19 protein-coding genes and 1 tRNA gene are annotated in these 18,251 nt (G+C 29.6%); 6 read left to right on the top strand and 14 right to left on the bottom strand.

All coding sequences use genetic code 11. From position 1 onward, the window contains the following. From glyA to ACTTBM_RS02575, 3 genes are read right to left on the bottom strand one after another with little or no spacing between them, the layout of a single operon-like run. A complete protein-coding gene (gene glyA, locus ACTTBM_RS02585; protein ID WP_075506747.1) occupies positions 1-1,308 on the bottom strand; it encodes a serine hydroxymethyltransferase in 1,308 nt (435 codons plus the stop codon). A 6-nt stretch (positions 1,309-1,314) separates the two neighbouring features. Next, the gene (gene rpiB / locus ACTTBM_RS02580; RefSeq protein ID WP_075506748.1) at positions 1,315-1,740 is read right to left on the bottom strand and encodes a ribose 5-phosphate isomerase B; all 426 of its coding nucleotides are present in this window, start codon (positions 1,738-1,740) and stop codon (positions 1,315-1,317) included. A gap of 1 nt (position 1,741) precedes the next feature. Next, the gene (locus ACTTBM_RS02575) at positions 1,742-2,380 is read right to left on the bottom strand and encodes an aspartyl/asparaginyl beta-hydroxylase domain-containing protein (RefSeq protein WP_440634585.1); all 639 of its coding nucleotides are present in this window, start codon (positions 2,378-2,380) and stop codon (positions 1,742-1,744) included. A 73-nt stretch (positions 2,381-2,453) separates the two neighbouring features. Between ACTTBM_RS02575 and hemB the strand changes: the two genes are divergently transcribed. Beyond that, a complete protein-coding gene (hemB, locus tag ACTTBM_RS02570; protein WP_440634584.1) occupies positions 2,454-3,443 on the top strand; it encodes a porphobilinogen synthase in 990 nt (329 codons plus the stop codon). Here hemB and recO read toward each other — a convergent pair whose 3' ends face one another. From recO to dapA, 10 genes are read right to left on the bottom strand one after another with little or no spacing between them, the layout of a single operon-like run. Further along, complete coding sequence (recO, locus tag ACTTBM_RS02565) at positions 3,444-4,124, bottom strand: DNA repair protein RecO (protein ID WP_075506751.1); 681 nt, start codon at positions 4,122-4,124, stop codon at positions 3,444-3,446. 1 nt (position 4,125) lies between these two features. Beyond that, positions 4,126-4,791 carry a ribonuclease III gene (gene rnc, locus ACTTBM_RS02560; RefSeq protein WP_440634583.1) on the bottom strand — a complete coding sequence of 222 codons (666 nt, stop codon included), beginning with the start codon at positions 4,789-4,791 and terminating at the stop codon, positions 4,126-4,128. Next, positions 4,791-5,528, bottom strand: coding sequence for a signal peptidase I (gene lepB, locus ACTTBM_RS02555; protein ID WP_440634582.1), 738 nt, complete (start codon positions 5,526-5,528; stop codon positions 4,791-4,793). The genes rnc and lepB overlap by 1 nt, the downstream gene beginning before the upstream one ends. Next, complete coding sequence (acpS, locus tag ACTTBM_RS02550) at positions 5,528-5,911, bottom strand: holo-ACP synthase (RefSeq protein WP_440634581.1); 384 nt, start codon at positions 5,909-5,911, stop codon at positions 5,528-5,530. Before acpS ends, lepB begins: the two co-directional genes overlap by 1 nt. Then, on the bottom strand, positions 5,911-6,630 hold the full coding sequence (locus tag ACTTBM_RS02545) for a pyridoxine 5'-phosphate synthase (protein ID WP_440634580.1): 720 nt from the start codon (positions 6,628-6,630) through the stop codon (positions 5,911-5,913). The genes acpS and ACTTBM_RS02545 overlap by 1 nt, the downstream gene beginning before the upstream one ends. Continuing rightward, a complete protein-coding gene (gene pyrE, locus ACTTBM_RS02540) occupies positions 6,627-7,214 on the bottom strand; it encodes an orotate phosphoribosyltransferase (RefSeq protein ID WP_075506756.1) in 588 nt (195 codons plus the stop codon). Before pyrE ends, ACTTBM_RS02545 begins: the two co-directional genes overlap by 4 nt. Then, positions 7,171-8,916: a RelA/SpoT family protein gene (locus ACTTBM_RS02535; protein ID WP_440634579.1), complete on the bottom strand. Its 1,746-nt coding sequence runs from the start codon at positions 8,914-8,916 to the stop codon at positions 7,171-7,173. The genes pyrE and ACTTBM_RS02535 overlap by 44 nt, the downstream gene beginning before the upstream one ends. A 20-nt stretch (positions 8,917-8,936) precedes the next feature. Continuing rightward, complete coding sequence (gene folK / locus ACTTBM_RS02530) at positions 8,937-9,455, bottom strand: 2-amino-4-hydroxy-6-hydroxymethyldihydropteridine diphosphokinase (protein ID WP_440634578.1); 519 nt, start codon at positions 9,453-9,455, stop codon at positions 8,937-8,939. Further along, complete coding sequence (smpB, locus tag ACTTBM_RS02525) at positions 9,421-9,891, bottom strand: SsrA-binding protein SmpB (protein WP_075506759.1); 471 nt, start codon at positions 9,889-9,891, stop codon at positions 9,421-9,423. The genes folK and smpB overlap by 35 nt, the downstream gene beginning before the upstream one ends. After that, complete coding sequence (dapA, locus tag ACTTBM_RS02520) at positions 9,891-10,766, bottom strand: 4-hydroxy-tetrahydrodipicolinate synthase (protein ID WP_440634577.1); 876 nt, start codon at positions 10,764-10,766, stop codon at positions 9,891-9,893. The genes smpB and dapA overlap by 1 nt, the downstream gene beginning before the upstream one ends. A 43-nt stretch (positions 10,767-10,809) precedes the next feature. Here dapA and ACTTBM_RS02515 point away from each other — a divergent pair, with 43 nt between their 5' ends. After that, positions 10,810-12,996, top strand: a complete 2,187-nt coding sequence (locus ACTTBM_RS02515; RefSeq protein ID WP_440634576.1) for a lytic transglycosylase domain-containing protein — start codon at positions 10,810-10,812, stop codon at positions 12,994-12,996. Here the strand turns inward: ACTTBM_RS02515 and ACTTBM_RS02510 are convergent. Continuing rightward, positions 12,997-13,088: transfer RNA gene (locus ACTTBM_RS02510), tRNA-Ser, on the bottom strand. Positions 13,089-13,155: 67 nt separating this feature from the next. On the opposite strand from ACTTBM_RS02510, the gene ACTTBM_RS02505 reads away from it, so the two are divergent. From ACTTBM_RS02505 to ACTTBM_RS02490, 4 genes are read left to right on the top strand one after another with little or no spacing between them, the layout of a single operon-like run. Then, positions 13,156-14,409 (top strand): sarcosine oxidase subunit beta family protein, encoded by a 1,254-nt coding sequence (locus ACTTBM_RS02505; RefSeq protein ID WP_440634575.1) that lies wholly within the window; start codon positions 13,156-13,158, stop codon positions 14,407-14,409. Further along, positions 14,409-14,684, top strand: coding sequence for a sarcosine oxidase subunit delta (locus tag ACTTBM_RS02500; RefSeq protein WP_440634574.1), 276 nt, complete (start codon positions 14,409-14,411; stop codon positions 14,682-14,684). Before ACTTBM_RS02505 ends, ACTTBM_RS02500 begins: the two co-directional genes overlap by 1 nt. 5 nt (positions 14,685-14,689) lie before the next feature. After that, positions 14,690-17,695, top strand: a complete 3,006-nt coding sequence (locus ACTTBM_RS02495; RefSeq protein ID WP_440634573.1) for a sarcosine oxidase subunit alpha family protein — start codon at positions 14,690-14,692, stop codon at positions 17,693-17,695. Beyond that, the gene (locus ACTTBM_RS02490) at positions 17,688-18,251 is read left to right on the top strand and encodes a sarcosine oxidase subunit gamma (RefSeq protein WP_440634572.1); all 564 of its coding nucleotides are present in this window, start codon (positions 17,688-17,690) and stop codon (positions 18,249-18,251) included. Before ACTTBM_RS02495 ends, ACTTBM_RS02490 begins: the two co-directional genes overlap by 8 nt.

The following is an 18,251-nucleotide window of genomic DNA, read 5'->3' as shown; positions in this document are numbered from 1 at the left end:
TTATAAATTTTTATATATTGGAAATGATGAAGTTAAATTAATAACTTCATTTCTTACTTCGTTTTCAACTTTGCTGTTATCATCAGGATTTTCAGATAAACCTTTAATAGTTTTTGTTATCAATTCACCTACAGTTTTAAATTCATTTAATCCAAACCCACGTGTAGTAGCAGCTTGAGTACCCAATCTAATTCCCGATGTAATCATTGGCTTCTCTGTATCAAAAGGTATTCCATTTTTATTACATGTAATGTTAGCTCTTGATAGACTTTCCGCTGCAAGATTTCCTTTAACATTAAAAGGTCTTAAATCAACAAGCATTAAATGAGTATCAGTTCCATCTGAATAAATTTTAAATCCATTGTTTTTTAAAGTTTCGGCTAAGATTTTTGCATTAGCTAAAACAGATTTTATATAATCTTGAAAATCTGGTTGAAGAGCTTCTAGAAAACCAGCAGCTTTAGCAGCAATAATATGCATCAAAGGTCCACCTTGATAACCAGGGAAAACAGCTGTGTTAAATTTTTTACCAAGCTCCTCGTCATTAGATAGAATTATTCCACCTCTTGCACTTCTAAAAACTTTATGTGTAGTTGAGGTTACAACATGAGCATAATCACATGGATTTGGATAACCTTTACCAGCCACAAGTCCTGAGAAATGTGCCATATCAACCATTAAATAGGCTCCTACTTTATCAGCTATTTCTCTAAATCTTTTAAAATCTATTACTCGAGAATAAGCACTCCCACCTGCTATTATTAATTTAGGCTTGTGTTCTAAAGCAAGTCTTTCAACATTATCATAATCAATAAGCTCAGACTCTTTATCAACGTCATAACCTATAGCGTTAAACCATTTACCTGACATAGATATTTTCAATCCGTGTGTTATGTGTCCACCTGAATTTAAACTCATTCCCATAAATGTATCTCCAGGATTTAATAAAGCTAAAAATACAGCTCCATTTGCTTGTGCTCCAGAGTGCGGTTGTGCATTTGCATATTTACAATTAAATAATTTTTTTAATCTCTCAATTGCAAGACTTTCTGCAACATCTACATGTTCGCAACCATTATAGTATCTTTTTCCAGGATATCCTTCGGCATACTTATTAGTTAAAACTGATCCTTGAGCTTCAAGAACTGCTTGTGAAACTATATTTTCTGATGCAATTAGTTCTATATGTTGTTGTTGTCTTAAGAGTTCGTCTTTTATAGCTTTATATAATTCAGGGTCCTTGCTAGACAAACCATCTTCAAAGAAACTCTTATAACTATCGTTTAAATAACTTTTTTCACTAGACATAATCAATTATATTTTTTTTACTCTTTTTAAGTGTCTCCCACCTTCGAACTTTGTATTTAAAAAAATGCTAATAAATTTTAATGCATTTTTTTTAGTTAGTAATCTAGAACCCAATGTAATGATATTTGCATCATTATGCAATCTAGATAATTTAGTCGATTTTTCATTAAAGCATTGAGCGGCTCTAACATTTTTATGTTTATTTGCCGCAATATTCATTCCAGTTCCTGATCCACATACCAAAATACCAATATTTTTTTTTGATGAATTTACTTTTCTTGCAACTTTATGTGCGTAATCTGGGTAATCAACGCTATTCTCATTTGAGGGACCAAAATCTTGGAAATTAATTTTTTTCTTTTCTAAATAAATTTTAATTGCTTCTTTAAGTTTAAAACCAGCGTGGTCTGATGAGATAAATATCTTTTTCAAATTAATTGAATTTATAATCTAGCACACAAGCAACAAGGTGGACTCTATTTTCTTCACCACCATTAAATGCATTATGATATTTTGTGTTATTAGTCACCCACACAGAACCATCTGCTGGCATATGTTTTGCAACATTATCTATAACCATTAAGCATCCAGGATTAGTTATAATTGGAATGTGCAATCTTGGTTCTGGATCTCTATGCCAACTTAAAGTTGATCTTGGTTCTTTTAGCAAAATTCTTACTCTACCCAATTTGTATTTGCTTGATAAAACATCATAAACTTCTTTAAAATAAGTGTTCTCATAATCTTTTATAAATTCAGAATAAGCTGCTTCATCAATTTCAACATCTCTAGAAACCTCTTGTCCAGTTTTATCAGGTTTAGTCCAGTAAACACCTCTAGCTTTATTGCCTTTGATTGAGTCAGGATCACCAGGAATTTGAGTTAATGAAATTGCTCCAAAGTGTGTTATTCCAGCATCTTCGAATTTTTTTGTCTTAATAATTTGGTTATAGGCCTCTTGAAGTTTGTTTATATCAAATTTCAAGTTTTGTTTTTGAAAATCGCTAAAATCTAAAACTCTTTCTTCTTTTTTTAGGTTTAGGTTTACAACTTTTGTGTTATCAATGCTCATAAAAATGGTTTTGTACTTAATTTAAGAGTTATTTGTATAATACATTTGTCGCATTAATAAAGTAAATTTAAACATGATTGTAGGAAAATATCCAAGCCTAAGATTAAGAAGAAACAGAAAATCTTCTTGGACTAGAAAACTAATACAGGAAAATACCCTAAGTCCTAATGATTTTATTCTTCCAATTTTTCTTATTGATGGAGTAAATAAAAAACAACATATAAAATCAATGCCTGGCGTCTACAGGTATTCAGTGGATAGAATCGGTCAAATTATTGATAAAGCGATAAGCAAAGGAATTCCGATGGTTGCCCTTTTCCCAAACACAAAAAAGTCATTAAAAAATGAACTAGGATCAGAAGCGCTCAATGAAAATAATCTTGTTTGTAGAGCATCAAGAATGATTAAAAAAAAATACAAAAATCAAATTGGAATTATGTGTGATGTTGCATTAGATCCTTATACCTCTCATGGACATGACGGATTAATCAAATCTAATAAAATTTTAAATGATGAAACAATTAAAGTTTTAATAAACCAATCTTTACTTCAAGCTGAAATGGGTTGTGATGTTTTAGCTCCATCAGATATGATGGATGGTAGGATTGGTAAAATTAGAAAAGCAATCGATCAAAACAATTTCCAAGAAGTTCAGATTTTATCTTATGCAGCAAAATATGCATCCAGCTTTTATGGTCCCTTTAGGGATGCCGTCGGGTCAAAAAGTTCATTAAAAGGAGATAAAAAAACATATCAAATGGATTTTAGAAATTCTGATGAAGCATTGAGAGAAGTTGCTTTAGATATAAAAGAAGGAGCTGATATGGTTATGGTTAAACCAGGAATGCCATATTTAGATATAATTAAATCAATTAAAGAAAAATTCAAAATCCCAGTTTTTGCATATCAAGTATCTGGTGAGTACAGTCTAATAGAAAATGCTATTAATAAAAACCTTGTAAATAAAGATGCAGTGTATGAAAGTTTAGTGTCTTTTAAAAGAGCTGGTGCAAATGCGATTGTGAGTTATTACGCTGATCGAATTGACAAAATAATAAAGTAATCACCTTAAAGTATTTAGAAATAACAATCTATTGTTTGGAAAATTAATATTATTTGGTTTTAAAATTGTTTTATCTAGATAATCATTAACTAACTTCAAACCTTTTAGTAAAATTTTAATATCTTCAACCTCTTTATCTTTTTCAATAAGAAAGTTTGGAACATATTTTTTTTCATTTGATGATGAAACATAGTAAACAGTTTCGTTATTTTCAGTATCTTTCTCTACTAAGTTTTCTAATTCTAAATCATAACCTAATATTTTGAGTAATTCTAATTCCCAAAAAATATATTTTTTTAACCAATTTTTATCTTGTAAAATTAAAAAAAAATTCTGAATTATGAAAAAAACTTTTTCATTTGATTGTGCGTCTGCTGTTAAAATTTTAATCAAATTCATTGCAGAAGTTAAGCATGATAATTTTTGTCTATCATCAAAATACAAAGGACTGTAAGCATTTAAAATTTCAACTTTAAAATAGCCAATCCTATTCTCATTTTTTGAATTATAATTAACATGCAACTTATTTCCTATTTGCAGATAATTTTTAATTTTTTTTGATGTTCCACCAAATATGATGCCTGATACTTTACCTTTTTCTTTGGTGAAAATTTCTACAATTAAGGAGTTTTCGTTATATCTATTTTTGCTTATCAAAAAACCTTCATCAGACCAATTCATATTATTTATTGAAACTATTTAAACACTCTGTAGCTGCACTTTGCTCGGCATTTTTTTTGGAATTGCCAATGCCAATAAAGTATTTTGTATTGGGTAATTTTACTCCTACTTTAAATACAGGTTTGTGTCTTGGACCAGTATTTGAGATTAATTTATATTTAGGAAGACTTTTAAATTTTTTTAATGTTTGTTCTTGTAACTTGGTTTTGGCATCAATTTCGGTAACAACACTATCGCTAATTTTTGCTTCCCACTGCTTTAAAATAAATTTTTCAACAATATTAAAGCCTTTATCGAGATAAATTGCTCCTATTAAAGCTTCACAACTATCTGCAATAATTTTATCTTCAATTTTTATTTTTTTATTTCTTGGATTAAAAGTTTTAATATATTTTTCTAAATTAATTGATTTTGCAATTTCAAGACAAGATTTTTTATTAACAAGTGAAGCAAATTTCTTATCAAGTATTCCCTCTTTTTCATTGGGATAAATTTCTAATAATTTTTTAGCCATGACCAGTCCTAGTACACGATCACCTAAAAATTCAATTTTCTCATTATTTTTAGAGGAATTAAAACTTTTATGAGTAAGAGATTGGTCTAATAAATTTTTGTTTTTAAAAACTATATTTATTTTTTTTTCTAGTTCTTGATGCTTTATTTTCATTAATTAATAACATTAAAGGTTCTTTTAAATCTTATAGATTTATGCCATTTCCAAAATTCAATAAAACTTCCTATTTTTTTATCAGATGAAAAAAAAATAAATTGAGCCTTACCAACCAGGTTATCTTTATGAACATAACCAACACTTGAAAGAAATCTGCTATCCTTAGAACAATCTCTATTATCACCCAAAAAAAAATAATGATCATCTGGAACTGTAAAAACATCTGAATTTTGATAGGTATAATTTTTTAAATAAACTGTATGAAATTTTTTACCGTTAGGTAATTTTTCCTCAAACTTTAAGACATCTATTGTTGTGTCACCACAATAAATTTTAGTTTTAAGTGGGATTTTAGATTTAAGTATTTCGCTACTATTTAAATATAAATTGGCATCAATAAACTGGATTTTATCTCCTGGGAGCCCAATTAAACGTTTTATATAATCTGTTCTATTGTCAGCTGGTGTTTTAAATACAATTACATCCCCTCTTTCAGGACTTTTAAACATTATTCTTTTACTAAGTATTGGCGGACTAAAAGGGAAAGAATGTTTACTATACCCATATGAATATTTCGTAACAAATAATCTGTCACCTACAAGTAATGTGGGTTCCATTGAAGAAGAAGGTATATAAAAAGGTTGCACTAAAAGTGATCTAATTATTACTGCAATTATCAAAGCATAAAATAAAGTTTTTATATTTTCTGAAAAAAAGTTTTTATCTAGTTTCATTATGATTGAATAATAGCAAATGCTGTTGAATATTTTTTTTCATCAGAAATGGATAGAAAACAATTATATTTTTTAATTTTAAATTTATTTTGGATCATTTTGGTGATTTTTTTGTTTGTAACATAATTTGGTTTACCCATTTTATCGTTAACTACTTCTATATCCTTAAAGTTCAATTTCATTCTAAATCCGGTACCCAAAGCTTTTGAAAATGCCTCTTTTGCTGCAAATCTTTTTGAAAAAAAAGCCACTTTATTCTTTATTAAGTTTGATTGTCTTTGTTCTCTAACACTATAAACTCGATTAATAAAAGATTTACTTTTTATAGCTTCTTTAATTCTTTTATTTTCAATTATATCAATTCCAATACCTAAAATTTTCATTAATTTTTAATAATTTTTTTAAAATCTTTAATTACTTTGGTTAGACCATAAAATATCGCCTCTCCAATAATAAAATGTCCTATGTTAAATTCCTCTATTTCTTTAATTTTTGTTAAAATTTTAGTAGTTTTGTAATCTAATCCATGACCTGCATGTACTTCTATATCTAATTTAGATGCAAGTTTTGAGCTTTTTTTAATTCTATTTAATTCGCCTGAAAAATTTTTATGCGACTTAACATAATTAGCTAGTTTTCCAGTATGAATTTCAACACAATCAACATTTAATTTTTTTGAAAGTTTAATATCATTTAAATTGGGGTTGATAAATAAACTGGTTCTAATATTTGACTTTTTAAATTTAAAAATTATTTCTTTTAATTTTTTATAATTGTCTTTTAGATTTAAACCACCTTCTGTAGTTATTTCTTTTCTATTTTCTGGAACAATACAAATGTAATTTGGTTTATATTTTAAAGCTTTTTTAATTATTTCACTATTCATTGAGACTTCGAGATTCACTAACACTTTATTTAAAGCACAAATCTCTTTAGTATCTAAATCATTTATGTGCCTTCTATCTTCTCTTAAATGAATAGTTACTGAGTCTGCACCCAACTTTATAACTTCTTTTGCTGCAAAAACAGGATTGGGATGTTTTTCACCACGTGCATTACGCAGTGTTGCAATGTGATCTATATTTACGCCTAGTCTTTTCACTTAATAAATCTACTTCCTGGAGTAGTAATGGGAATTGATTTTAAAGATTTAGGTATATTTTTAAGGTTGTAGCTAGGCACATCTATTTTTAAATGAGAAACAATTTTATTTTTTATTTTCAGAGATTTTTTTGTTGATCTGTCAATTATTGAAGCAAATCCAACAAGTCTTGCATTTGATTTTTTAATAAGTTTTACGCATTCCAAACTAGATTTACCTGTCGTAATAACATCTTCTATAATTAAAACTCTTGCTCCTTTTTTTATACTAAAACCTCTTCTGAGAGTAAATTTTCCATTCACCCTTTCACAAAAAATTGTTTCTTTTTTTAAAATTTTACCAATTTCATAACCTATTATTACACCACCCATAGCAGGAGCGAGTATTAAATCTATTTTTTTAAAATTTTTTTTAATTTTATTTGCTAGTGATTTGCAAATTTTTTCAGCTAAATAAGGAAAGCTTAAAAGTTTAGCACATTGAATATACTTTGGAGAGTGTAGTCCTGAGGATAAAACAAAATGTCCTTCTAATAACGCATCAGTCTTTTTTAAAATATTTAAGGATTTTTTGAGTGAAAGCATTTCTTTTTTCTTCGTGTCTAATTATCTTAAATTTTATACCTTTTTGCTTTAGCTCTGCAATAAAATTTGTAAAATTCTTAAGATTTCTGATTATTAATCTAAATTTAAAATTAATATAGTTTGGATTTTTACCCGCCATCTCTAAATTAGAAATGTTAAGTTTATGACTTCCAATTAAAGAACTTATATCGCCAAGTTGACCAGGTTTATCAGGCAATGAAATCCAAAGTGTAGTGTTATATTTTTTTGTTTTTTCCTCTTTTTGTTCACCTTTATCATGCCAATATCTTCTAATAGCAGCTCTTGCTTTACCTGTTTTGGTAGAAGGTATCCAATGCAAAGATGGTGAACTATTTTTAGATGTGAGAATGTTAACCCTATCACCATTTCTTAATATTGTTTGTAATTCACTGTTATTTCCATTTACTTCACATCCAATTGCAGAATTACCAATTTTAGTGTGAACAGCATAAGCAAAATCGATTGCTGTTGCATCTTTTGGTAATTTAATTACAGATCCTTTTGGTGTGAAGCAAAAGACATTTTCCTGAAACATTTGAAGCTTTGTATACTCATAAGAGTCCTCAGGATTTTCGTTTTTTTCAATAATCTCAACTAAATCTTTTAACCAATCATACTCTTTCCAACTTAATGAATTGAATTTTTCAGAAGATTTATACTGCCAATGCGATGCAACACCTCTTTGTGCAAAGTCATGCATTTCTTTTGTTCTAATTTGAATCTCTATAGGCTTTTTATTTGAGCCAATTACTGAAGTGTGAATTGACTTATATCCATTTATTTTAGGAGAAGAGATGTAATCTTTAAATTTGCCAGGAATACAGTTCCACTTCTTATGAAATATACCAAGAGTTTTATAACAGTCATCAATAGTATCTAGTATAATTCTAAAGCCAATTATGTCTGTTATCTGTTCTAAAGAAACTCTTTTTTTTTGAACTTTTCTCCATATTGAAAATGGAGTTTTTTCTCTTCCATATATTTCAGCATTTATTTCTTGATCATTCAATATTTCACTAAGTTCAAATGATTGTTCTTCAAAAATATCTTTTCTATCTAATTTTATTTCATCAAGTCTTTTTTTAATTAATTTTCTTGCATCATAATTTAAAATTTCAAATGATAAATCTTCGAGCTCATCACGTATTCTGTGCATACCCATTCTGTCTGCCAATGGAGCGTAAATTTCCATTGTTTCTTGAGCAATCCTTTGTCTTTTTTCCGCTTTAGTGATTGCTTTAATCGTTCTCATGTTGTGCAATCTGTCTGCAATTTTTACCAACAAAACTCTTATATCTTTTGATGTTGCTAAAATTAACTTTCTAAAGTTTTCTACTTTAGAATTTGATCCGGCTGTATTTTCAAAAACAGATATTTTAGTGACACCATCTACTAGGTCAGCAACCTCATCACCAAATTCAGCTTTTATTGTTTCATAAGTTGCAAAGGTATCTTCAATAGTATCATGCAATAACCCAGTAGCAATTGTAGCACTGTCTAATTTTAATTCTGTTAAAATATTTGCAACCTCAATTGGATGTACAGAGTAAGGATCACCGGAAGCTCTCTTTTGACTCTTATGGGCCTTTACAGCAAAATTATAAGCTTTATCTAATTTTTCAGGATTTAAAAATTTATTATAATTTTTAACTTTATTAATTAGTTCATTAGAATTTAGCATAACCCTATTATAACATTAATTTAAATTTGTTTAATAGACCTAATGTCTGCTTCAGAGAGTGAAGAAATCAAGCTTTTAAGATCTTTTTTAATAATTGGATGATGCCATTCTTTTTGAATTTCAAAAAAAGGAATAAGTACAAAATTTCTTTTATGCATAAGTTTATGAGGCAAAGTTAATTTGTTTTTTACTTTTAAAACCTTTTTATTAAAATCAATAATGTCAATATCACAAATACGTGGATCATTTTTTTTACCTTTTTTTCTTCCTAATAAAATTTCAATTTTCTTACATATTTTAAGGAGACTTTCTGGATCAAAACAAAACTTTGCCTTAATAACTACATTTAAAAATTTAGGTTTTTTGGGGTCCGGCCAAGAAGGTGTTTCATAAAAACTTGATATAGATAAAAAATCCAGATTATTTTCACTTAAATGAGATTTTGCAATTTCTATATTTTTTTTTCTATCACCCAAATTAGAGCCAATACCTAAATAAACAATTTTAGCTTGATTTTCTGATATATCTTGCCTTTTCACGGTTCCAGTCTCTGCTCTTTTTTGTTGCTCTTTTATCGTATTGCTTCTTTCCTTTAGCAACTGCTAATTCAATTTTGGCCTTTCCTTTTTTAAAATACATTTTTGTTGGAACAATAGTAAAGCCATCTCTTTGCATTTTTCCAATCAATTTGTTTATTTCTCTTTTATTTAGTAGCAACTTTCTTTCATCGGTTGGGTTATGATTGGAATAACTTGCTTGTTTGTAAGGTGAAATATGAGAATTAATTAAAATAATTTCTCCATTTTTTTCAACTGCATAAGAGTCTGCTATATTAACTTTTCCATCTCTTACTGATTTAATTTCTGAACCTTTAAGAACAATTCCTGCTTCTAAAATATCTTCAAAAAAATAATTAAAACTAGCTTTCCTATTTAAGCAAATTATTTTTAAACCAGAATTGGTTTTTTTGTTCATTAAATCAATTTTGCTGACTGAAGAGACTTTTTAACAATTTCCTTAGTTTGTTCGGTAACTTTTACCAGAGGTAATCTAACATCATCTTCGCATATATTTAATAATTTAGCAGCATATTTTACTGGACTAGGATTACTTTCAACAAACATTGAATGATGAATTGGCTGTAAAATTTTATCTAATTTTTCAGCTTCACCAATATCATTTTCAGATTTAGAAAATTTTTGAAAATCTGAACAAAGTTTTGGTGCTATGTTTGCTGTTACACTTATTGCACCTACTCCACCTCTTTTATTAAATTCTAGCGCATTGTCATCATTACCAGTCAATTGAACAAATTCTTTACCCATTTTTGATAACTGTTGATCAACCCTATCCAAATCTCCAGTGGCATCTTTTACACCAACTATATTTTTTAACTCGAACAGTCTTGCCATTGTATCAACATTCATATCAATAACTGATCTACCTGGTATATTGTAAATTATTATTGGTATCCCGCATTTGTCATTTATAGCTTTATAATGCTGGTACAAACCTTCTTGGGTAGGTTTATTATAATAAGGTGTTACGATTAGAGCACCATTTGCACCTGCCTTTTCAGCGTGTGAAGTTAAAGAAATAGCTTCCTCAGTAGAATTTGAACCTGTTCCAGCTATAACTGGAATTTTTCCATTACTTTCTTTTATGCAGAGATCAATTACTTTTTGATGTTCATCATGACTTAATGTTGGGGATTCTCCTGTTGTACCAGCAGGTACAAGCCCACTAGTTCCATTTTCAATATGAAAATGTATTAATTTAATATACGCCTCCTCATCTAAGAGATTGTTTTTAAACGGCGTAATTAAAGCAACATTTGATCCTTTGAACATAAATACTTATAACATAGTTTAAAGATTCATATACCAAAAGATTATGATTAAAAAATTATTATTTTTAATAATAACTTCCTTGATTAGCTTTAATTTCAGTTGGGCACAGATTGTTCCTTTAAAAAAACCATCGCTAACCTCTGAAGAATTAAACAAAAAAATAATATTAAATACAATCAAACCTCTAAAAAAACCGTCAAAAGTTAAAGTTGAGAAAAAGGTAACTAAAAAAGAAACTAAACTTAGTTTTCTTTTACCTAAAAAAAAGCCAGTTATAAGCGGGTTAATCAATTCAGGAACAGTAAAAATTTCTAAATTTTATAATAAAAAAGATTTTGGGATTGCAAAAAAAGCTATTGGCGAAATGCAAAAGGGTCAGTGGAAATCTGCAATTAACATCTCAAAAAAAGCTAAAGATAGATCTATATATAATTTTATAAAGTGGAGACATTTATTAACAACAGGTAATCAAGAGTCATTTTTTGATTACCAAGTCTTTATCGAGGAAAATTCAGATTATCCAAGAATAGATAGATTGAGATATTTGGCTGAGCATAAACTTTCTACGGAAAAAGTTTCTCCAAGAAAAATAATCAATTGGTTTTCAAAAAATGAACCTTTAAGTGGATATGGTAAGATGATTTTAGGTGAAAGTCATATTTTATCAGGAGATAAAGCAAAAGGTATTGCTCTAATTAAAAATGGATGGATTTCCGCAGATTTATCAAAAAGTGAGTTAAGGTTTTTCAGAAAAAAATATAAAAAATATCTTGATGCAAATGACTATATTAAAAGAGCTGATCATCTTGCATGGAATAGTGATCATTGGGATTTAAAAAGATTAATCAGATATTTACCTAAAGACTATGAATTGCTCTATACTGCAAGACATATTTTGATGACCAAGGGATACGGAGTAGATCAAGCAATTAAAAATGTTCCAAACAAATTTAAAAATGATGCTGGATTAAACTATGATCGTTTAAAGTGGAGGAGAAAAAAGGGACGATTGGAGTCTTCTACTGAAATTTTGCTCAAGATAAGAAATGATAAAGATTATTTAGTTAGACCTGACAAATGGTGGAAAGAAAGAGAAATCATTTCTCGAAAGTTAATTTACAAAAAACAATTTGAACTAGCTTATAAAATTAGTAGCAATCACGGAATGTCTGAAGGGTCTGAATTTGCAGAGGCAGAATGGATGAGTGGTTGGATAGCACTAAGTTTTTTAAATGATCCACTTCTTGCTAAAGATCATTTTAAAAACTTTTTTGATAATGTTAATTATCCAATAAGTGTTTCTAGGGGCGCATATTGGTTAGGTAGATCATATGAAAAACTAAAAGATAAGGATCAATCGGAAAAATGGTATAAAGAGGCTACAAAATATTTAACTACATATTACGGACAACTAGCATTTTTAAAAATTAATCCTAATGGAAAATTTGAACTTGATAAAACAATGTTGGTTGAAGATGAATATAGAAAAGCTTTTTTTAATAAAGAATTAGTAAAAATCACACATCTTTTACATGAGTTAGATAAAGACAAGTATACAAAATTCATCTTAAGACATCTTGCTAATGATAACGTTTCTGAAGGCAGTGAACTTTTAGCTGCTGAACTTGCTACAAGTATCAGTAGATATGATTTTGCAATACAAGTATCAAAAATTGCCTCTTATCAAAAAAGATTTCACAACAAATACAATTATCCATTAATAAGCACACCTAAATACATTAATGGAAGAAAGATTCCTGAAAGTGCATTAATTTTATCAATTATAAGACAAGAAAGTGAATTTGATTTAAAAGCAAATAGTCATGCGGGTGCAAAAGGTTTAATGCAATTAATGCCTTACACAGCAAAATTAGTTGCTAAACAAGCAAAGCTTCCTTATGCAAAATCTCGATTAACAACCGATCCAGAGTACAATATAAATTTAGGATCTCATTATATTGCCGGTTTAATTCAGCAATATGATGGTGCTTACCCATTTGCAATAGCTGCATACAATGCTGGTCCAAATAGAGTCAAATATTGGAAAAAATTAAATAAGGATCCACAAAAAAAACAGATAAATTATGTCGATTGGGTTGAGCTAATTAAATTTAGAGAAACTAGAAACTATGTTCAGCGTGTATTGGAAAATTATAATGTTTACAGATATGTACTGGAACAAAAACCAATAGTAATGAAAGATTTTTTTAAAGATCAGCCTTTATATTAATGGCGGAGAGAGAGGGATTCGAACCCTCGGTACAAGTTTCCTCGCACGGTCATTTAGCAAACGACTGGTTTCAGCCTCTCACCCATCTCTCCGTATGACATTGTGTAATAAGTGATTTTATTGAAAATTCAATATTTATAAAGTAATTATTCAATTATTATGGGAAATAAATACTCAGTATTTTCATTAATCAAAAATGCTCTTTCATATCATGAGAATTGGCAAAGAGCATGGAAAGACCCTACTCCAAAAAAAGAGTATGATGCTGTCATAGTTGGTGGAGGTGGTCATGGTTTAGCGACAGCGTACTATTTAGCAAAAAAACACAATATGAAAAATATTGCTGTTGTTGAAAAAGGATGGATTGGTGGAGGAAACACTGGTCGTAACACTACAATTATTAGATCGAATTATTTATGGGACGCTAGTGCTGGACTTTATGATCACGCGCTAAAAATTTGGGAAGGATTATCTCAAGAGTTAAATTACAATGTAATGTTTAGTCAAAGAGGTGTAATGAATCTTGCTCACAATTTGCAAGATGTAAGAGATTTAAAGAGAAGAACACACGCAAATAGACTAAATGGCATTGATGCCGTTTACTTGAGTACAGAAGAAGTTAAAAAGTTTTGTCCAATTATAAATACATCTCAAGATATAAGATATCCGGTACTTGGTGGTACGTTACAAAGAAGAGCTGGTACAGCAAGACATGATGCTGTTGCCTGGGGTTATGCTAGAGGTGCTGATGAAATGGGTGTTGATATAATTCAAAATTGTGAAGTAAAAGGTATAAAAAGAAATGGTGATAGTGTTGAAGGTATAGAAACAACAAAAGGATTTATTAAAACAAAAAAAATTGGAGTTGTAGCAGCTGGACACTCAAGTGTGATCGCTAATATGGCTGGAATAAGACTTCCTCTAGAAAGCAAACCTCTTCAAGCACTAGTGTCAGAACCGGTGAAACCAATAATTGATACAGTTGTTATGTCAAACGCTGTACACGCTTATGTAAGTCAATCTGACAAAGGTGAATTAGTTATTGGCGCTGGAACAGATGATTATGTTTCATATACTCAAAAAGGAAGTCATCAAATAGTTGAAGGTACTTTAAATGCTATTTTAGAATTGTATCCAATTTTTAGCCGTATGAGAATGTTAAGACAATGGGGAGGAATTGTAGATATATGTCCTGATGCAAGTCCAATATTAAGTAAAACTTCTATCAAAGGACTCTATTTTAATTGTGGTTGGGGTACAGGAGGTTTTAAAGCTACACCTGGATCAGGAGATTTGTTTGCACACACCATTGCTAATGATGAGCCACATAAACTTAATGCAGCATTTAATTTAAATAGATTTGTAAGTGGAGACCTTGTTGATGAACATGGTGCTGCAGCAGTTGCTCACTAATGTTTGTTATTAATTGTCCATATTGTGGTGAGAGAGATCAGCAAGAATTTAAAGCTGGTGGTGAAGCCCATATAGAAAGACCTAAACAACCGACAGAACTTAGTGATGATGAATGGGCAGAATATTTATTTATGAGAAAAAATATTAAAGGTGTTCAATATGAAAGATGGAACCACGCTCACGGTTGTCGTAAATGGTTTAATATGGTTAGAGATACTGCGAACGATGAGATTAAAGCAATCTATAAAATGGGAGAAAAACCCCCTTCGATATAAAATAAATGTCAGAAAATTTAAGAGTTAAATCTAGTCAATATATTGATGAAACAACAAGAGTTTCGTTTAAATTTAATGGTAAGACTTATTATGGATTTAAAGGAGACACACTTGCTTCTGCTTTATTGGCAAATAATGTTCATTTAGTAGGTAGAAGTTTTAAATACCATAGACCAAGAGGTATTATGACATCAGGTTCTGAGGAGCCCAATGCAATTGTTCAAATCAATCCCAATACTAATAGAACTGAACCAAATGTTAGGGCAACTGAAGTTGAAATATATGAAGGAATGGAGGCATCGAGTCAAAATTGCTGGCCAAGTGTAAACTTTGATATTGGTGGAATAAATAATTTTTTATCCCCCCTACTTCCTGCAGGATTTTATTACAAAACATTTATGTGGCCTGCAAGCTTCTGGGAAAAATATGAATACTTTATAAGACACTCAGCAGGACTGGGGAAATCACCAACATCAAACGATCCTGACATTTACGATCACAGGAATATTCATTGTGATGTTCTTGTTGTTGGTGCAGGTATATCTGGAATTCTAGCAGCTAAAAATGCTGCAAAGAATAACTACAAAACTTTACTTTTAGATGAAAAAAATGAATTGGGAGGATCAACTATTTATGAAAACAATGAAAGTAATAAAATTGATAACAAAATTTCATCTGAATGGTTAAAAAAAGAAATTGAAGAACTTAAAAATATTAAAAATTTAGAAATAAAAACTAGAACAAGTGTTGCTGCATACCATCAATATAATTATTTGCTAGCAAGAGAGAACTTAACAGATCATTTAGAAAAAAAAGATAAGACAAATAAAATTAGACAAAGGTTACTTAAAATAAGAGCAAAGAAGGTAATTTTGGCAACAGGTGCTTTGGAAAGACCGATGGTATTTAATAATAATGATAGACCTGGAATAATGCTTTCTTCTGCAATTAAAAAATACAGTGATTTTTATGGTGTTGCCTGTGGTAAGAAGATTGTATTTTTTACAAATAATGACAGTGCATATGAAAGTGCACTTTCATTAAACGATAAAGGTATCAAAGTTGAAGCAATAGTTGATATTAGAAAGCAATCCGAAACAAATTTAGAAAAAAGAGTTATTGATGCAGGTGTAAAAATATACTGGGAACATACAGTTGTTGATACCTCTGGTTATAAAAGATTAAACAATGTCTCAATAATGAAATTATCAAATGATGGAACTTCAGTAACCGGAAATAAAATTTCTATTTCATGTGATTGTTTAGGGGTTGCCGGTGGATGGACTCCGGCTGTTCACCTATATACTCAGTCAGGTAGCAAACTTGCTTTTGATGAGGATAAAAAAATATTTATTCCAAATAAAAATAATTCAGATCAAATAAGTGTTGGATCTTGTTGTGGTGATTTTAAACTTGATGAAATACTTAAAAACTTAAATGAAAAACTAAAAGATTTTTTAGATATAAATAAAACAGATTTTGAAAATATTACTGTTAATAACGACCAAGAGATTTCAAAAAGAAATATATGGTTATTACCGTCTGATAAAGCTTTAGGCAAAACTAAGCCTTTTGTTGATTATCAAAATGATGCAACTGCAAAAGATATAAAATTAGCACTAAGAGAGGGTTTCAGATCTATCGAACATGTCAAAAGATATACAACAACTGGAATGGGAACTGATCAAGGAAAATTAGGAAATATGCATGCTTTGGGAATAATAGCAGATACAGCAGGTGTTAAAATGGGAGAACTTGGAACGACTACTTTTAGACCTCCTTATACTCCTTTAACATTTGGAACAATTGTAGGACGTAATGTTGGTAAGTTTTTTGATATTTTTAGAAGAACACCTATGAATGATTGGCATGTTGAACAAAAAGCAGAATTTGAAAATGTTGGTCAATGGAAAAGAGCTTGGTACTACCCTATCAATGGAGAAACTATGCAGCAAGCAGTTCAAAGAGAAAGCAAAGCTGCAAGAGAAAGTTCAGGAATATTAGATGCGTCCACACTTGGTAAGATTGATATACAAGGAAGCGATGCCTCAGAGTTTTTAAATAGAGTTTATACAAATGCATGGTCAAAACTTGGCATTGGCAAATGTAGATATGGTTTAATGTTAAATGAAGATGGTATGGTATATGACGATGGAGTTACCACACGATTAGGCGAAAATCACTATCTAATGACAACAACAACTGGTGGGGCAGCAAATGTTCTTGGAAAATTAGAGGATTACCTTCAAACTGAATGGCCAGAATTAGATGTGTATTTAACTTCAGTTACAGATCAATTTGCAACAGCAAGTTTGTGTGGCCCTAATAGTAAAAAAATTCTTAAAAAAATTATTCCTAATTTAGATTTGTCTGATGAAAATTTTCCACACATGTCTTTTAAAGAAGCAAAAATTGGAAGTATTGTTTGCAGAATTATGAGAATAAGTTTTACAGGTGAACAAAGTTTTGAAATTAATGTTCAAGCAAGTTATGGAAAAGATCTATGGGAGAAATGTATAGAGGCAGGTAAAGAATTTAATATTACTCCTTATGGTACAGAAACTATGCACTTATTAAGAGCTGAAAAAGGTTTTATTATTGTTGGCCAAGATACAGATGGAACAATGACGCCAATAGATTTACAGATGGATTGGATTGTTAGTAAAAAGAAATATGATTTTATTGGTAAAAGATCTCTATACAGATCGGATACTATGAGAGAAGACAGAAAACAATTGGTGGGATTATTAACAGATGACCCTAAAGTTGTATTAGAGGAAGGAGCACAAATTGTTTCTGAACTAAATAAAAACCCCGTTGAAATGCTTGGACATGTTACATCAAGTTACTTTAGTCCAAATTTAAATAAATCTATAGCACTTGCCGTTGTCAGAGGTGGTAAAGATATGATGGGTAAAAAACTATTTATTCCTATGGAAGATAAAACAATTAATGTAACTGTTTCAAATCCAGTATTTTTTGATCAAACTAATGAAAGATTAAATGCTTAATTATAATCAAGTAATAAATAGTGAAATTAATAATAACGGTGTTTCCATAAAAGAAATTGCACCAATAATGAAGTTAAATTTAAGAGGTAAAACAAGAGAATTTTTTACAAATGTTGGAAAAAGTTTAAATATGATTTTGCCAACTGAAGCAAATACATCTTCATCTAGTGATAAGCTTACTGCTATATGGTTAAGTCCAGATGAATGGATGATTGTATCTAATGAGACTACTAGCAAAGAAACCAATACATACGAATTAAATGATATATTATTTAACAATATTTCAAAAACATCATTAGGAGCAGTAACTGATGTAACTGACCAATTTGTTCAATTAGAGATAAAAGGTGATAAAATATATGAACTTTTTTCTGCGGGATGTCCTTTTAATTTTAACTTATTTCGTGAAAAAAAAGGGTCGACAACACAAACTTTGCTAAATCATATAGATGTTGTTATTCACAATAAAGACAAAGATTTTGTTAATTTATTTGTTAGAAGATCATTTGCTAAACATCTTTGGGAGTGGATGGAAGATAGCTCCACAAGATTATAA

Origin of the sequence: Candidatus Pelagibacter sp. HIMB1746 (assembly GCF_052047555.1) — a bacterium.
Classification (GTDB): domain Bacteria; phylum Pseudomonadota; class Alphaproteobacteria; order Pelagibacterales; family Pelagibacteraceae; genus Pelagibacter.
This window is presented reverse-complemented; position numbering and strand designations above follow the sequence as displayed.

Bases quoted from the DNA above. Each gene is read 5' to 3' on its own strand.
- ACTTBM_RS02505 (WP_440634575.1), top strand. From the start codon at position 13,156: ATGGGAAATAAATACTCAGTATTTTCATTAATCAAAAATGCTCTTTCA.
- ACTTBM_RS02575 (WP_440634585.1), bottom strand. From the start codon at position 2,380: ATGAGCATTGATAACACAAAAGTTGTAAACCTAAACCTAAAAAAAGAA.
- ACTTBM_RS02490 (WP_440634572.1), top strand. From the start codon at position 17,688: ATGCTTAATTATAATCAAGTAATAAATAGTGAAATTAATAATAACGGT.
- ACTTBM_RS02535 (WP_440634579.1), bottom strand. From the start codon at position 8,916: ATGCTAAATTCTAATGAACTAATTAATAAAGTTAAAAATTATAATAAA.
- dapA (WP_440634577.1), bottom strand. From the start codon at position 10,766: ATGTTCAAAGGATCAAATGTTGCTTTAATTACGCCGTTTAAAAACAAT.
- ACTTBM_RS02495 (WP_440634573.1), top strand. From the start codon at position 14,690: ATGTCAGAAAATTTAAGAGTTAAATCTAGTCAATATATTGATGAAACA.
- lepB (WP_440634582.1), bottom strand. From the start codon at position 5,528: ATGAAACTAGATAAAAACTTTTTTTCAGAAAATATAAAAACTTTATTT.
- rnc (WP_440634583.1), bottom strand. From the start codon at position 4,791: ATGAAAATAAAGCATCAAGAACTAGAAAAAAAAATAAATATAGTTTTT.
- hemB (WP_440634584.1), top strand. From the start codon at position 2,454: ATGATTGTAGGAAAATATCCAAGCCTAAGATTAAGAAGAAACAGAAAA.
- recO (WP_075506751.1), bottom strand. From the start codon at position 4,124: ATGAATTGGTCTGATGAAGGTTTTTTGATAAGCAAAAATAGATATAAC.
- acpS (WP_440634581.1), bottom strand. From the start codon at position 5,911: ATGAAAATTTTAGGTATTGGAATTGATATAATTGAAAATAAAAGAATT.
- pyrE (WP_075506756.1), bottom strand. From the start codon at position 7,214: ATGCTTTCACTCAAAAAATCCTTAAATATTTTAAAAAAGACTGATGCG.
- glyA (WP_075506747.1), bottom strand. From the start codon at position 1,308: ATGTCTAGTGAAAAAAGTTATTTAAACGATAGTTATAAGAGTTTCTTT.
- smpB (WP_075506759.1), bottom strand. From the start codon at position 9,891: ATGAACAAAAAAACCAATTCTGGTTTAAAAATAATTTGCTTAAATAGG.
- ACTTBM_RS02515 (WP_440634576.1), top strand. From the start codon at position 10,810: ATGATTAAAAAATTATTATTTTTAATAATAACTTCCTTGATTAGCTTT.
- ACTTBM_RS02500 (WP_440634574.1), top strand. From the start codon at position 14,409: ATGTTTGTTATTAATTGTCCATATTGTGGTGAGAGAGATCAGCAAGAA.